The 15,734-nt window shown below is 46.5% G+C and carries 15 protein-coding genes and 2 riboswitches; of the genes, 5 read left to right on the top strand and 10 right to left on the bottom strand.

Annotation, left to right across the window (positions count from 1 at the left end; all coding sequences use genetic code 11):
* Positions 1 to 68 precede the first annotated feature (68 nt).
* From B2M23_RS06915 to B2M23_RS06875, 9 genes are all read right to left on the bottom strand, one after another.
* Positions 69 to 455 (bottom strand): arsenic metallochaperone ArsD family protein, encoded by a 387-nt coding sequence (locus B2M23_RS06915; RefSeq protein ID WP_052237425.1) that lies wholly within the window; start codon positions 453 to 455, stop codon positions 69 to 71.
* A gap of 70 nt (positions 456 to 525) precedes the next feature.
* Entirely contained in the window at positions 526 to 1,845 is a 1,320-nt protein-coding gene (gene rsgA / locus B2M23_RS06910; RefSeq protein WP_052237426.1) for a ribosome small subunit-dependent GTPase A, read from the bottom strand.
* Positions 1,846 to 1,983: 138 nt separating this feature from the next.
* Positions 1,984 to 2,262 (bottom strand): CD3324 family protein, encoded by a 279-nt coding sequence (locus tag B2M23_RS06905; RefSeq protein ID WP_038353688.1) that lies wholly within the window; start codon positions 2,260 to 2,262, stop codon positions 1,984 to 1,986.
* A gap of 452 nt (positions 2,263 to 2,714) precedes the next feature.
* A complete protein-coding gene (locus tag B2M23_RS06900; protein ID WP_038353689.1) occupies positions 2,715 to 3,494 on the bottom strand; it encodes an ABC transporter ATP-binding protein in 780 nt (259 codons plus the stop codon).
* A gap of 1 nt (position 3,495) precedes the next feature.
* Positions 3,496 to 4,542: a FecCD family ABC transporter permease gene (locus B2M23_RS06895; RefSeq protein WP_052237427.1), complete on the bottom strand. Its 1,047-nt coding sequence runs from the start codon at positions 4,540 to 4,542 to the stop codon at positions 3,496 to 3,498.
* 97 nt (positions 4,543 to 4,639) lie between these two features.
* Entirely contained in the window at positions 4,640 to 5,737 is a 1,098-nt protein-coding gene (locus B2M23_RS06890) for an ABC transporter substrate-binding protein (RefSeq protein WP_038353690.1), read from the bottom strand.
* A gap of 78 nt (positions 5,738 to 5,815) precedes the next feature.
* Positions 5,816 to 5,933, bottom strand: a riboswitch (molybdenum cofactor riboswitch).
* Complete coding sequence (locus B2M23_RS06885) at positions 5,934 to 6,773, bottom strand: class I SAM-dependent methyltransferase (protein WP_038353691.1); 840 nt, start codon at positions 6,771 to 6,773, stop codon at positions 5,934 to 5,936. It lies immediately after the preceding riboswitch.
* A gap of 142 nt (positions 6,774 to 6,915) precedes the next feature.
* Positions 6,916 to 7,452 carry a flavoprotein gene (locus B2M23_RS06880; protein ID WP_038353692.1) on the bottom strand — a complete coding sequence of 179 codons (537 nt, stop codon included), beginning with the start codon at positions 7,450 to 7,452 and terminating at the stop codon, positions 6,916 to 6,918.
* A gap of 149 nt (positions 7,453 to 7,601) precedes the next feature.
* The gene (locus B2M23_RS06875; RefSeq protein ID WP_038353693.1) at positions 7,602 to 8,378 is read right to left on the bottom strand and encodes a formate/nitrite transporter family protein; all 777 of its coding nucleotides are present in this window, start codon (positions 8,376 to 8,378) and stop codon (positions 7,602 to 7,604) included.
* A 406-nt stretch (positions 8,379 to 8,784) separates the two neighbouring features.
* A riboswitch (molybdenum cofactor riboswitch) is annotated at positions 8,785 to 8,908 on the bottom strand.
* Between the two features lie 174 nt (positions 8,909 to 9,082).
* On the opposite strand from B2M23_RS06875, the gene B2M23_RS06870 reads away from it, so the two are divergent.
* From B2M23_RS06870 to B2M23_RS06860, 3 genes are all read left to right on the top strand, one after another.
* Positions 9,083 to 9,424: a PadR family transcriptional regulator gene (locus tag B2M23_RS06870; RefSeq protein ID WP_038353694.1), complete on the top strand. Its 342-nt coding sequence runs from the start codon at positions 9,083 to 9,085 to the stop codon at positions 9,422 to 9,424.
* Entirely contained in the window at positions 9,421 to 10,398 is a 978-nt protein-coding gene (locus tag B2M23_RS06865; protein WP_038353695.1) for a hypothetical protein, read from the top strand. Before B2M23_RS06870 ends, B2M23_RS06865 begins: the two co-directional genes overlap by 4 nt.
* Before the next feature lie 187 nt (positions 10,399 to 10,585).
* Positions 10,586 to 12,586 (top strand): KUP/HAK/KT family potassium transporter, encoded by a 2,001-nt coding sequence (locus tag B2M23_RS06860; protein ID WP_038353696.1) that lies wholly within the window; start codon positions 10,586 to 10,588, stop codon positions 12,584 to 12,586.
* Positions 12,587 to 12,639: 53 nt separating this feature from the next.
* Here B2M23_RS06860 and B2M23_RS06855 read toward each other — a convergent pair whose 3' ends face one another.
* Entirely contained in the window at positions 12,640 to 13,806 is a 1,167-nt protein-coding gene (locus B2M23_RS06855; protein WP_038353697.1) for an SAM-dependent methyltransferase, read from the bottom strand.
* A 298-nt stretch (positions 13,807 to 14,104) separates the two neighbouring features.
* Between B2M23_RS06855 and B2M23_RS06850 the strand changes: the two genes are divergently transcribed.
* Together B2M23_RS06850 and B2M23_RS06845 are read left to right on the top strand one after the other, a co-directional pair.
* The gene (locus tag B2M23_RS06850; protein ID WP_038353698.1) at positions 14,105 to 14,338 is read left to right on the top strand and encodes a DUF6718 family protein; all 234 of its coding nucleotides are present in this window, start codon (positions 14,105 to 14,107) and stop codon (positions 14,336 to 14,338) included.
* Between the two features lie 194 nt (positions 14,339 to 14,532).
* Entirely contained in the window at positions 14,533 to 15,549 is a 1,017-nt protein-coding gene (locus B2M23_RS06845) for an FUSC family protein (protein WP_081571126.1), read from the top strand.
* Positions 15,550 to 15,734 lie beyond the last annotated feature (185 nt).

Here is a 15,734-nt window from a genome sequence, read left to right as displayed (position 1 = left end):
AATTTTTTAAGCTTTTTATTAAGAAAAGAGGACCGGCAAGCTTTGCCGGTCCTCTCAGAAATTTTTATTTAGCAGCAGCAATCCAGATCATTACCGCATTTACAATTTGACATTTTCTTTTGCATGATGGTTTTAACCAGTTCCTCCTGGCTTAATCCCGACCAGTCCAGCAGCTCTTTATTGGATGGATACTCGCCGCTCTTGACGATTTTTCCGTCCAGCATCACTGCCGGCAGGGCTGCTATTCCCTTCTCATCCATAAGCTGCTGGATCTCAGGCATCTCCTTATAGAGTGAAGGCTCCTGCATAGGGTTGTAACGGATAATGTCTTTTCCCGCTATTTTCAGATTCTCTACCATGGTGGTGATCCGCATGTATTCTTTATTACCCATGGGCTCACACTCGCCAGCATAGCACTGGATATCCGGATCGAAAATTTCTATATGATGCATCATTATGACACCTGCTTTCGTTTTTCTTTCTAAATACCCCAAAGCAACAGGCCGAAACGCTTTCTGAGTGTTCTTAAGGCTCACACTTTCCGCCAAACACTTCTTCCAGCTTATTGAGGGGAAAGGGTGTCCTCGCCAGCGGCTTGACCGCAATGGACATGAGCAGTGCTGGATTGTCATCTGCCGCAATGCGATTTGAACTGAGCACACCACACAGACGGCATCTGTGAATGATCGCCCACTCTCCATTTTTCCGAACCCAGACGCTCACCGGCTCCATAACACCATGACATAAGGAAGCGCGGTCCCCGGGCTTTTTATCGACATGGAGGCTTGACAGGCATTTGGGGCAATGGTTCCTGTGCTCACTGCCAGCTCCTTCCGGTGCGACGGGAGCACCACACACCTTACACACAAAGCTTTCTGTGCAGGCTGTACGCCTGTAGTCTGGCTTCTGCTGCGGCTTAGAAGGTTTTCCGCCCATACTTTGATAGGCGTCGTACCGTTCTCTTTCAATACACTCCTCCCGAAGCGCCTGCAGCACCGCACAGCCTTCCTCATGCGTATGCGTACAACTGCTGAACGCGCACTGATGAGCCAGCCGGGCAATTTCTGGAAAGGTGGTATTTTTTTCATTCTCTGCAACGGCCTGCAGCGCAAAATCACGAAAGCCCGGGGTATCAATAAGGCAGGTATTTTGGGGGCCGCACTCCATCTGGCTGCTGTGAGTGCCTGGAAATTTCACCGGGGTTTCCACTTCCTCCGAGAGCCTGCTCAGAATTTTATGGATCAGGGTCGATTTACCGCAGGACCGGTCGCCCACGACCACCCCTGTTTTGTTTGACACTTCCTCTATCATGGCTTCCATCTCAGCCTGCTCTGACCCGGCAAAGACCAGGTCTGCGGTTTGCCGATAAAGGTTTATTTTCTCCTCGAGCAGTTCCCTTTCCCTTTCACCCACCATATCCCATTTGCTGATCAAAATAATGATTTTAACTCCTGCCCGTCTGGCCGCAATAACAGCAGATTCCAGATAACCTGCCTGATGCCTGAAATACTCGGCTGTCACAACGGCTAAAAGATAGTGTACATTGGCCGCTATTAGTATTCTTTCTCCTGGCGAACGCCGGCTTCCCCTGAAAACCTCTGTTTCTCTTGGCAGCACTTCAGATAATTTATATGTATCGTTATCCACAGGGCTTATTGCCACACGATCTCCAACCACCAGCGCATTTTTCTCTGAAACCATCGTCTGTGGCAACAGGCAGGTCAGCAGCTTATCTCCAGCCAGAACCTGAGCCTGCTTATTCATTATTTTTACAACCATCGCCTTTATCTTATTTTTTTCTGCATCTTGTATCTGAATATTTTCTTTTACTTTTTTCTTTCTCATTTGTTTTCTCCAATCTGTTTTTCAGGAATTGCCCCTTTCCTGCACAAACATTATACATGCTCTTAAACTGGCACAACAACCGCCTTTATTTTTCTGAAATAAAAAAGCGCCGCAGGGCTTTTAGCTGCGGCGCTCTCATCACTGGTTTTCCAGCTTACATTTTGCAATAATTTTATGTATACTTTTGGGAGACAGGAAATAAATCTCCGAAAGGCGGGCGGCAGACATACCCTCTGTATACTGCCTGTAAATTTCCCGGTTTCTCAAAAGCGTTTCCTGTTTTCGATTGGTATTCTGCCCCCAGCCTTTTCTGTTTGTCTCTTTGCGGGGCACATATATGTATTCTCCGTCAATATAATCCTGAATTTTGTCAAGAAGTTCTTTTGGCAGCACGTCGCCTGCCTTGATATAGCTCATTATGCTCCTCCTAATTTATTTTTTTAGGATTAAGCAAGGGCTATACACATATCATTATTCTGATGTCATGCGATAGCCCCTGCTATGCACAACGATCCGATGCGTACTTCATAAAGCTTTCCCTTTCGTCGTAAATTTGAATACAAAAAGCCCGCGGCCAACACACCACACCTATAAAGGTGCAGAATGCTCCTGCGGGCAGTATAGATCAAATATAAAGCCGTACAACCGCAAAAGCCGTTGCACCGCCATGAGATTCGATAAGTTGAAGCAGTCTGTCTGGTATGTTTCTAAAAAGGTCAGCAAAACAAAGGAGTCCACCCCCATCATCGCTGTACCCTTTCAACTGTATTTAGTTGAGAACCCTGTAAACAGACAAAACCGACATCAACACACCTCTTTCAATCATTTTTCTAAATTATAACATCTGGGCCGTTTCTTGTCAAAACGCCTTAAATCTTGGCCGCAATACATGCCATCCGCTCTGCCTCCTCCACATAGACCAGGTGCAGGGCTGTGCGGTATACGGCACTCAGAGTTTCTTCACTCAATATATCGCCTACTGTGCCTGTTATCATGTGCCCGTCTCGGTCCAGGATGCCTGCCTTCCCTTCCAGCAAAATCGGCTGGTCCGGATTATGGGTTGTCATGATAACTGCGTAATCACGGCCGCACAGTTTTTTAATGAGCCGCATAATATTCAATTGATTGCCGTAGTCCAGCGCGGAGGTCGGTTCATCAAAAAGAATAATTTCCGGCTGCTGGACGATGGCTCTGGCGATACATGCCTGCTGCTTTTCACCACCGCTGATCTGAGTACAGAGACGGTGCGCGAGGTGTTCAATGCCGAGCAGCGCAATGGTTTCATCTACAATTTCGTAATCTTTTTTCTTTGGCGTCACCAGCATTCCCACATGCGCGGCCCTTCCCATAGCAATATAGTCCCTGACAGAGTAGCCGTAGGTTATTTCCGTAGTCTGGGGGACATAAGCAATTTTAAAGGCTGTTTCCCTGGAGCTCATTTTATCCAGACGCACACCGTCCACCAATATCTCACCGGTTGTCAGAGGCGTCAAATTTGCCAGGGAATTAAGGAGCGTTGACTTGCCCGCTCCGTTTGGGCCAAGGATGGTAAAAATCTCTCCCTTTTCCAGTGTGAATGAAATATCGGTAAAAACATTTTCCCTTGTGGGATAGGAGAAGCCTGCTTTTTTCACTTCCAGTAATGCCATATCACGCACTCATCCTTTGTTTGATCAATACCCAGGTAAAGAAGGGCGCTCCGATAAAGCCGGTTAAAATACCAAGTGGAAGCTCCCCGCCGGTAAGCGTCCGGGCCAGGGTATCAATGATGATCAGAAATCCGGCGCTGAGCAGTGTGGTAACCGGCAGCAGCCGTACGTTGTTGCTGCCCACCACCATTCTTCCAAGGTGTGGCATAACGAGTCCGATCCACCCGATGGTTCCGCTCATACACACTGCCGAGGCTGTCAGCACAGTAGAGCAGATGATGGCAATCCCTCTCTCAAAGCGCAGATTAACGCCCAGAGACCGCGCCTCATTATCCCCGAGAGATAAAATATTAATTCGCCACCGCATGATAATAAGCACTGCGCCGCTGATGATCATAATCGGCGCAATGGCCATAAGCGTGGGATAGGTAACCTTCGCGATGCTCCCCAGCTGCCAGTAGGTCATATCAGGCAGCTGAGTATCCGTATCTGCGATGTATTTTGTCAGACCAATGATCGAATTCATAAATCCGCCTACAATCACACCAGCCAGTACCAGCATCAGGGTTGAATTACGGTGCATCAGCTTAGGAATGGAGGTGGTGACAAACACTGTTAAAAGACCGCCCGCAAAGGCCAGCACCTGTGTCATTCCACTCCCCAGACTCATCAGGATTGCAACAGCCGCACCCACACAGGCTCCAGCGGAAACCCCCAGAAGATCTGGCGATACCAGAGGGTTTTTAAACATCCCCTGATAGGTGGCCCCGGCCAATGCCAGGGAACCGCCGACCAAAACAGCAGCCAGCACACGCGGGAGCCGCAGGTTGATAATAACATCATACATTGTCTTATCCCAGGTTGGTGTGATGGGGAATATCTGGGACAGCAATATTTTGACAGCCTGTACTACCGGTACATGATAACGCCCCACACACAGCGCTGTTAAAATAAGCGCAATAACAATAATCGCTGCCAGTGCCAAAACTAAACCCAATGGCCTGTCTTCTGGATTTTTCACCTTGTTTTCTTTTATATCTCTCGCCATACAATTTTGTCCTTTTATTTTCAAAAAAGCCGCCGAGCACTCGGCGGCTTTGACTGTTTATTCTTTCACATTATTTCTTTATGCCCCTTAATCCGGCTTAGCGCCCATCCGGAGCATTTTTGCCAGCTAAGATCGCATCCGCGTATTCATCTGAAAGATCATAGCCTAAATAATCTTTGTAGAAGGAAATGGTTTCCTTTTTCATGTCAATATCTTCGAATTTATCAGGGTATAAGGTTTTAGCCACCCAAAGTACCTGCAACGCAGACTCTGAACCAAAACGGTCCCACTGGAAGGTCCCCTGCGGGTTGCGGTAAACCTTACCGTCCTGAACCGCTTTCAGGTTTGCCAGTGACGCGTCGCTCATCAGGGCATCATAGGCATCTGCCTGTCCAGTTCCGCCAACAATGATCACATCCGGATTAATGCTCAGGAACTGCTCCGGTGTAATTTCCTTGCTCATTCCCTGAAGAATCCCATCTGTAGATAATTTGCCGCCAGCCATGGTCAGCCATTCTTCCTGCATTGTACCATTTCCAGTTGTTTTGTAGGGACTGGTGCCGCTCTGTCCATCGACATAGTGTACAACAGGTTTGTCTTCATCTTTTACATCTTTTAAGCGGTCCTGAACCAGCTTAATGTTCTTTTCCAGATACTCAACGTACTTGTCCGCCCGTTCCTTTTCGCTGGTTCCCAGTGCTTCACCGGTTTTTAAGACAGATTCTTTTAAACCGTCATAATTATTGAACATCATACAAGCAGCGTTAAGGCCGGCAGCGCGGTAAGCTTCGGCGTCCTCATCGCTAGAGGTAATAACCAGATCCGGTTTCAGGTTTAACAGCTCTTCAGCAGTCACGTCGCCATTTCCGCCGACTGTCTGTTTTTCCATAATGGCTGGATTAACGATCTGCATCCAGATAAAGCTTGGCTTCTGCAGGGTAGCCATGTAGGCAGTCTGCTTATCCTGCGCTCCCAGCGTAATCATAATCTGGTTGCTGGATGGCCAAAGGTTAATGACCGATTTCACTTCTGCCGGAACCGTTACATCAACACCCGACATATCAGTAATGGTGCGGTCACCCGCCGCATTGTCTGACTTCGCTGTGTCACCGTTGTTTTGTGAACAGCCAGCTGCAGTAAAGCTGAGAAGCACCAGCACTAACAGCACAGATAGGGCTTTTTTAAATTTTTTCATTTCTCACATCTCCTTCTTTCCCTATATTTTATATATAAAAAAGGGCATACTCCGTTTAAGAATATGCCCGTTTGGTATCAAACAGCTCAATTGCATTCTTCTCAAATACGGAAAGCGCAGGCGTTTCCCCCTACACTCATCGGTCCGCAGCCATGGGATTTCCTTTAGGCCTGTGGACTCGAATGCATATTTAATTTTACAGCTCCAGTTTTCCCGGTTTCCACCACATGACATAGGTTTCAGTCTCACGCCTGAAAGAGACGCCGCCTCCCGGTAAATCCGTAAGCCACTCATCCACGTTTTTCCTGAAAACTTCTTCCCGGTCTTCCGGTACTGGATGCAGGGTTCTCAAATCATTGTACGCTGCTTCCCGGCTTTCGTAATCGCAGTGAAAGCCATCTGTCACAATTTTAACGTTTGGGTTTACGCCCATATCGTAGAGCAGATTAAAATTCACATTATATCCAAGCAAACGGTTCATTGGAGGTATCGGCTTCAGCGCATCATCCACACCGTAAAACAAAGCATCGTGCACATGCTTCAAGCTGGGGTTTTTGGCCCAGCAAAGAATAAAGACATATTTATTTGCCAATGCATTCAGCTTGATAAGGTCAGCGAGGGCTGTTGTCCGTGACGCGATGACAATATCATGCTTTTCGATATTCTCACCGGGCTTTACATCATCCCAATTCAAAAGCCTGGTGGTCAGATTTGACACACCGGCAGCGTCAGCGTTTTCCTGGCACTTTTCCAGCATTTGCTGCGCCACATCCAGGCTCGTGACACTTTTCGCCATACCGGCGATCGGTACTGAGAGCCTGCCAGGTCCACAACCCACGTCCAATACTGTATCTTCCTTTGTAATAATCAAAGCGTCCAGCTGATTCTGTGTATACTCTCTTTCCAGCTGCGCCATTTTATTATACATTTGCGCAACCGACCCCCACATTTTAGCAGGATCACTATCCATGGGGCCTGCCTTAGCTGCTGGATGGCTTAATTCTGAAATTGCTGCCCAATTTACTAATCCATTCATAATTTCACCGCATTTCCTGTTTTACCGGATCATTTCTTTAGTTGATTCTGAAAACATTTACTTTTACATTTTATCGCTTTTTTTAAAAATTGTCCATACAGTTTCCACTAAAAACAATTTTTTACCCTACGTTTTCCATTTTCTAAACTTCTGTCATTTTCTCCAATACCTTGATGATCGTCTGGAAAATCTGATCATTAGAAGGCATACGGTTAGGCGCTCTGCCCTCCCCGTTTTCAACAAAAATACAGCCATCTTCCTTCAAAGTCTGGATATTCCGCTGCACGCTGGGCTTGCTATACATCATCGGATTGATATTATTTGCAAACACAATGGGCGCTGTGGTGGAAAGAATAGTCGTCGTCAGTAAATTGTCCGCTATGCCATTGGCTGCTTTGCCGATAGTATTGGCGGAGGCTGGAGCGATCAGCAGCAAATCAGACTGGTCGGAGGTTTTGTGCTCAGGATCCCATACCTTTGGTTCCTCAAACTGGTCGATTTCAACAGGATTCCCCGACGCGCGCCGCAGTGGAAGCGGTGTAATAAAATTAAGGGCATTCGGGGTTAATATCACCTTTACCTCTGCTTTTTCATTTCGCAGCATCCGGATAAGTCCAGTAATCTGGTCAACCGGCGTACACGCCGTAATCCCAATGGTTATGTTTTTTCCAATCAGCATTTTCATTTCTCCTGTAAACATTTAAATTTTCTTATTCATTATAGCACAAATAGATCTGAACTCATAAGCCGCTCTTAAATTTATATAAAAAAGACCCTTTCATATATAAAAGGGTACTTTATCATTATTTCCATTCACTCGTTCACTCTTTATTTTTTGTAAATATATGCATAATAGTAAACACAAGGCACGATTATGGCACCGCCGATAATATTGCCGATTGTGACAGGCAGCAGATTATTCACAAACATCTGTCCCCAGCTGACATCCGCACCCAGGAAAATCCCAAGAGGAATATAGGTCATATTGGCAACACTATGTTCAAATCCTGCAAAAACAAAAAGCATAATCGGAAACCAAATCGCAAAAATTTTACCGATCATATCCTTTGCCCCGGCCTGCATCCAGCATGCTAAAACAACCAGCATATTACATAGAATACCGCGGATAAGCGCTGCTGAAAAAGGCATCCCAACCTTTGCCTGTGCAACGGCCATCGCTTTGTCCAGCACTGCATCTGCATAAAGGCCGCTTTTAGCCAAAACAAAAGCCAACAGGATTGATCCGATTAAATTTCCTATATAAACAATCACCCAGTTCGTCAGCATTCCCTTGATGGTAATTTTTTTATCCATCAGGGCCAGTGTCATCAGGTTATTGCCCGTAAACAGCTCCGCACCGCATAATATTACCATCATCAGGCCTGCCGGGAAAACCGAAGCGCCGATAAACTTAGCAATCATGGCCTCACCTAAAGCGCCTTTACCAATGCCTGTCGCCAGCAAAAAACCATGGGCGCCAAAACCAATAAAAACACCCGCAAAAATGCCGAGAAGCAGCATTTTACCGATGGAAAGGGAGGCCTTTTTTACACCATTCCCAACCCACACATCTCCAATCTCCGCCGGAGAAAGAAAACCATTCATTTCACACACCTCCTGAATGTTTATTCCAAAATTATATCATAGCTTTAAACTTTGTTAAAGTGTAAATTTTTATTCTTTTTAGACTATTTTTTATATTTATAGGATAAAAAATGGCTATAAATTACTATAACATTACTTCCAAAGGGATTATAATTGATTAAATATCAAATATACTTATATATCAAAACACAAAAAGCAGAACCGCATGGTCCTGCTCCATTCAGCAAAGGATTCAAACGGCTGCCGAGGATGCGACGGCCGTTTGACTTGGTAGATTATATAGCTTAGTGCCTTTTGTTCTCAATGACAAAAAGCAGCAGGAGCTCATGGATAAAATAACCATTTTTTTGAAAAATCAATAAAAAAGGGCATACTTCTCCCGTGTCGAAATATGCCCCTGAAAATTTTCAGGAATCATCTGCATTCTTCTCAAACACGGAAAGCATATCCGTTTCCAGACATACTCATCGGTCCCCGGCCATGGGGGCTTCACTTCCTTTAGGCCTTCGGACTCGAATGCGGTTATTTTTTTGTTTATTTCTTCCAGATAAACTGAAATTAATGCTACGCTTATTATAAATCATTTCCATCATGAAGTCCAGCATTTTCTCACAGACATTTTCAAACAAAATACTGTATAGTATTGACATACTGTATGTAACACACTATAATGTGATTAACAACAAATAAAGGAGGCCTGCCATTTGGATAAGGATAGTGTTTTATCAAGTATGGTATCCGAGCTGCGCCGGGGAACGCTGGTTCTCTGTGTACTAAGCCAGCTAAAAACACCTATGTACGGCTACAGTCTGGTAAATACACTCAATGAAAAGGGTATTGCGGCAGAGGCAAATACGCTCTACCCGCTGCTCAGACGCCTCGAAAGCCAGGGGCTTCTCGAAAGCTCCTGGCAGACAGACGGACCAAAGCCACGAAAGTACTACCAGACGACTGAATTCGGCAATGAAATTTGCCAGCAGCTAAAACAACATTGGGATAAAACAGTCAACAGCATAAACCAGATTTTTGAGGAGGAAGAAAAATGAAAAACGAACTGATTGATCGGTATGTCTACGCGGTTACAAGGCGGCTGCCTGCCCGACTGCGAAACGATATTGATAAAGAACTGCACTCGCTCATTGAAGATATGCTGGATGCCCGCTGCGGTGGCCTGATGCCAGAAGATCGTGATGTCCGGGTCATTCTCACCGAGCTGGGAACCCCGTCTGAACTGGCCATGAGATATATGCCTGAAGGCCGCGACCACCTTATCGGCCCTGCCTATTACAGCCAATACAAAATGGTTACTGGCATTGTTCTGGCTTCTGTGACCTTCGGGCTTGTCCTTTCTGGATTTATCTCATTTTTCACAGACAGCAGTGAAGCTTTGTACTTCACCCTTTTCTCATGGATCGGTACACTGATCACTGGCCTTATCGCTGCTTTTGGCGCAGTCACTTTTATTTTCGCGGTCTTTGAACGAAAAAACATCGCCCTTAATTTTGGCGGCAGTGAGCTTGACAGTCTTCCCCCGGTTCCAGAAAAGAAATCGGTCATTCCAAAGGGAGAGCCCATTGCCGGTATCATTTTTTCTGTGATCTTCTGTGTAATCTTTCTGGCCGCTCCTCAGATTATCTGCGCAAAATTCGGTGCGGATCAGCCCTTTATCCCTGTGTTTAATGTAGACCTCATTCACCAACTGTGGTATATCTTTGTTGCTCTCACCATCCTCGGTATTGCGAGGGAGAGTTTTAAGCTCTACGAAGGTCGGTACACTAAGAGGCTGGCGATCGTCACCGTTGTCACTGATATTCTGAGCGCAGCTCTGACCTTAGTCCTTCTATCCAGCCAACAGATTTTAAACAGTGCTTTTATCGCAGGGGCTTCCCCCATCTTGTCAAACGAGGTAATCACAGGCATTTTAACTTATTTTAACCTGTTCTTTATGGCAGTCATTCTTTTTTGTCTCCTCCTTGATATGGGTGTCACCCTGTTCAAAGGCTTCTGGTATAACCGTTAAGGAATTGCATCAGGCCCGGCAGATTCTGCCGGGCCTGATGACTTTATGACTTTTCATAAATTTCTTGTTAAAAATATATAAATTTTCTGATAAAAGGGTATAAGTATTCGAAACATTCGTGTCCGCAGTTTCTTGCAACACGGAGGTTGTCTTTTTAATACACCAAGAGGAAAAGTAGAGGATTAAAATGAGACACTTAAAAAAATCGACAGAAATTCCTGTTAGCCTGGGCGCTTCCATTGTAGCCCTTGGCGTCGTCTACGGTGATATCGGCACTTCGCCGATGTATGTTATGAAGTCTATCATTGCCGGTAACGGCGGGCTGAACTCCATTGATGACAACCTGATCCTTGGGGCACTGTCCCTGGTAATCTGGACCGTCACGCTTCTTACTACGGTTAAGTATGTCCTTATCGCGCTCAAGGCCGACAATCACGGTGAGGGCGGTATTTTTTCGCTGTACAGCCTGATCAAAAAATACAAGGCCTGGCTCATTGTCCCTGCCATGGTGGGCGGCGCGGCGCTTTTGGCCGACGGTATTCTCACCCCGGCTGTCACGGTTACAACAGCCATTGAAGGCCTCCGAAGTCTGCCGTTTATCTACCGTTTTTTGGGCGACGAGCAGAGCCGTATTGTCATGATTACGCTTGCCATCATAGCGCTTCTGTTCTTTGTCCAGCGGGCTGGTACCAAATCCATCGGTAAGTCCTTTGGCCCGGTCATGACTGTGTGGTTTCTCTTTTTGGCCATTTCAGGCATTGCCAACATGGCTGGCAACTGGGAAATTCTGAGGGCTTTTAATCCTCTCAGAGGCGCCGCTATTCTGTTCAGCCCGAATAACCAGGCCGGCGTCATGATTCTCGGCAGTGTGTTCCTGGCGACCACCGGGGCTGAGGCGCTCTATTCAGACATCGGCCATGTGGGAAGGGGCAATGTCTATGCCAGCTGGCCCTTTGTCAAAGTCTGTCTGATTCTGAACTATCTGGGCCAGGGCGCCTGGCTCATGGCAAACAAGGGGAATACCACACTGGGCACTTTGCCTGATCTCAACCCTTTTTTCCAGATGCTCCCAGACAATATCCGTATTTTCGGCGTGCTTCTGAGCACCCTGGCAGCAGTTATCGCATCTCAGGCTCTCATCACTGGCACCTTCACATTGGTATCTGAAGCGATCAGCCTTGACCTTATGCCGCACATGCGCATCACCTATCCCTCTGAAACTAAGGGACAGCTCTATATTCCCCTGGTCAATCTGGTCATGTGGCTGGCCTGCAGCGGCGTCATTCTTTATTTCCGTTCCAGCGCGCGGCTTGAATCTGCCTACGGGCTGGCCATTACGCTGACCATGCTCATGACCACGCTGCTGCTGTTCATGTATCTGCGCTGTCTGAAAGGTCTGAGAATCCTTCCTTTTATTTTTCTTGTCTTTTTTGGCGGGCTGGAGGGGACCTTTTTTCTCTCAAGCCTTTCAAAATTTGAAAGCGGCGGTTATGTGGCGCTGCTCATTGCGACGATTCTTTTTGCGATTATGGCGGTATGGCACCGTGGAACAGACATCGAGCGCTCTCAGGCCCTTAAGCTGCACATTTCGGACTATACCAACATGTTTGGAGATGTTCACAGAGACAACAGGCTCATCACAGTATCGGATAATCTGGTCTACCTGATGAATGAAACCGAGGGCGACACCATCGACCGCGACATTTTATATTCTATTTTTGACAAAAAGACAAAACGGGCCAGAGCCTACTGGTTTGTCAGCGTCAGTGTGACCGATGAGCCCTACACCCGGGAGTATACCGTTGACAGCTTTGGCACAGATTATCTTTTCAGGGTAAAGCTGTACCTCGGCTTTAAAGTAGACCAGCGTATCAATGTCTATCTGCGCCAGATTGTCGGCGATCTGATTACCAGCCATGAGCTCCCGCCACAGCAGCGCCGGTATTCCATCGGCGACAACAGCACTGTCGGGGATTTCCGGTTCTGCATTCTGCGCAAAATGCTGGTACCCGAAAGTGACATTCATCCCTCAGACTGGGCCGCTGTTTCCTTAAAATATATGATCCGCCGTGTCGCCGGTTCCCCGGTGCAATGGTACGGCCTGGAAAACGCCTCAGTGATTGTGGAGTATGTGCCGCTCTTTATCAAAATGAAAGCGTCCAACCCCCTAAAACGGGTAGACGAATGACCCAGTTTCAAACAAAAAAGAGAACCGGAATTTTACGGTTCTCTTTTTAATTTTTAGTACCATCTGGTCATTGGCAGGTCGTTATTCACGCCCTTGGTCATCAGAATCTGGCTCAGGTCAATGATGCCATTGTGGAAGGTTGCTGCGCAGGAGCAGAGGTATAAATCCCACATACGGATAAATTCATCGTCAAACATTTCGCGCACCTCATCCAGATGCTCTCTGAAACTCTTGTCCCAGCAGAGCAGGGTCTTGGTATAATGCCGTCTGAGGCTTTCCACATCAATGACGTAAAAGCGACGCGAAGCAGCCAGGCTGATCATTTCTCTGAGTGACGGGATCATGCCGCCCGGGAAGATATACTTCTTAATCCACGGGTCACCCGGATGTTCCTCCAGAGCACTGATATAATGCAGCAGAAAGAGCCCTTTGGGGTTCAGCACCTTATCCGCGCAGGACAGGAAAAGATCATAGTTGTCTCTCCCCACATGCTCGACCATGCCTACGCTGACAATACGGTCAAAGGTTTTTCCATATTTTGGCAGATCCCGGTAATCCATCAGCTCCGCTGTCAGCTGGCCTTCCAGCCCTTCCTCTGCAATGCGCTCGCTGAATTTCTTGTGCTGCTCAAGACTCAGGGTAATGCCCACGCCGTTGATTCCGTATTTTTTGGCGGCCTCGATCAGGAGGAATCCCCAGCCGCATCCAATATCCAGAAGGCTCATTCCTTCTTTCAGGTACAGCTTTTCAAGGATATAATCGACCTTATTGACCTGAGCGTCATAAAGGGTATCGTTTGGATTTTTAAAATAGCCGCAGGAGTAGCTCAGTGTATCGTCCAGCCAGAGCCTGTAAAAATCATTGCCGATATCGTAGTGGGAGGATACCTCATCCTTTTGGTTTTTCTTGGAGTTCGAGGTGAAGATCAGCTTTTTCAGGGCAGATTTGTCCAGAGAAAATTTATCCATCTGGCCCAGAAGCTGGTCAAGCGCCTGAAAAAGGTCGCCTTCCACTTCGATATCGCCGCGCATGTAGGCTTCGCCCAGTGCCAGCGAGGTGCTGCGCCTGAGCTCCTTTATGTCCAGACTTTTGTTAAACCGGACTACGAAAGTCGGCTCGCCCTCGCCCACTAAAACTTCCTTTCCGTTTATTTTAATCAAAAACGGATTTTCATCAAATTTCTTCAAAAATTGAATCATCAGATTGTCTTCAAGCTTCATATTCATTCTCCTTAATATTGTCATAGCTCAAATGCACGGTTGGGCGTGTAACACTTTAGAGCTTTACTTTATAGATTGTACACCCCTTTAAGAAGTATTGTCAAACTAACACATTTCAATGGCTTTTACCCATTTCATGGGTCTTTAAACGTTATTTATAATTTATATTTATATTAAAAAATGTTTTTCTTTTCGCTGAAAACGGATTCTTCTCTTTGACAGGACTATTTTTTATCCCCATCCCTTGGCCGTACTGCCTGTTCCTGTGCTATAATAAAATAAAAAGGAATGAATCAAAATGGCTTATCTAATCGCCCGACAATTCGACAAACCCGGCTGCATCGCCATCAAATCTGAGGCTGGTGACAAGCTGAAGGAGCAAGCGCGCCGCCTGGCAAAAATGACCATTCATACCGGCGTACAGGTCAGCGTCGTCTACAATGAAGAGGATTTTGAGGAATATGCTCCTCAGACCATTTATGAGGATCATGACGACTTTTTTACTGAGGTGCTGGATCTGGCCGAATGGTAGTTTATTAAAAAGCTTTTCTTAAGCTTTTTTAACAAGCGTTTCAAAAAGTTTCAATTCATTGTTTTTATTTCATTGAACGCAAAATTGCAATCGGATTCAGTAAAATTCCTCTAAATTGACGTTCTTGTTTTTTGTCCTTTATTCCGTTATCATATTATTTATAAGTGATCAATAAAAGATTGGAGGAATACTGCTTGACATTAAATAAGACGACGGTAAAAGCCGGATTTAAAACATTCTCTATCAATACGGCACGTTTTGCGTTCATCCTTCTTTTTATTAACCTTTTTGCGCGTTTCTTTGGTCAGGAAAATCTCTTGCCATCCATTGCCATTATCGTTGCCCTCTTGACCTTTCCAGTCTGTGATATGGAGCTGAAGCCCGGTTCCATGACCTTTCTGCTTTTCTTCTTTTTCGCAGGCTCAGGTCTGGTTTCTGCCCTTTCTCTTCTCAACGTGTGGGCGGGCCTTCTGCTGAATTTTGTTTTTATTTATCTGATGATGGCCTTCTGCTCGGAGCCCTCTGTGCTCAGACCGCACATTATCTTTTTACTCTGCTATATTTTCTGCCAATCCACTCCTGTGACAGGACACGCCTTTGTCCTCAGAATGGCCGGGCTTTTAACCGGCGCTGCCATCACAGCCGTTGTCACTGCGGTTTTTTGGAAAATAAAGGGCTTTGACCCTGCCAGACAGCGCAGTCTGAAGGAGCAGGCCCTGCTCTGCCGGAAAAAGGACCAGGCTTTTATTCTGAAAATGACGCTGGGCCTTACTCTGGCCATGTTTATCGGGATGGCCTTCGGCCTTAAGAAGCCGCTGTGGATCAGCATTGTGGTGATGTCGCTGACGCAGATTGACTACGGTGAAACCCTCACACGGATCAAGCACCGTTCCATCGCCACACTGGCGGGGATTGTTCTTTTCGTGCTGCTGTTCCAAATGCTGGTGCCCGAAGGGTATGGCGGCGTTCTGATCCTGGTTCTGGGCTATATCGGCAATTACCAGTTTGCCAAGCCTTATAAATATCAGCAGGTCATTAACTTCATGAGCGCTCTTTTCGCATCGCTGGTGCTCTTTGACCTTACCTCGGCTATTATCAACCGGGTGCTCTGCCTGCTGACCGGTATTCTGATCGTTGTTGTCATCCGCCATCTGGGAGCCTTTGCCCGAAAAACCTTTTTCAGCCCCATGGCGCCTGACCCCAAGAATTAGAAACTTTATATAAAGGATGGGTAAGCACCCATCTCAGAGTGGCAAAAAACCTGAGAGACGAAGTCTTTTACCTAAGGAAGAAAAAAGCGTCCTGCGGGCACCACCTTCACACGGATAGCTTCTTTACTAAATTGGATGCCTGATCTCGCCGGTGTCCGGCTGTGACGGTAAAGGGGCACGATTCC

The sequence above is a fragment of the Eubacterium limosum genome (assembly GCF_000807675.2).
GTDB lineage: Bacteria > Bacillota > Clostridia > Eubacteriales > Eubacteriaceae > Eubacterium > Eubacterium limosum.
This window is presented reverse-complemented; position numbering and strand designations above follow the sequence as displayed.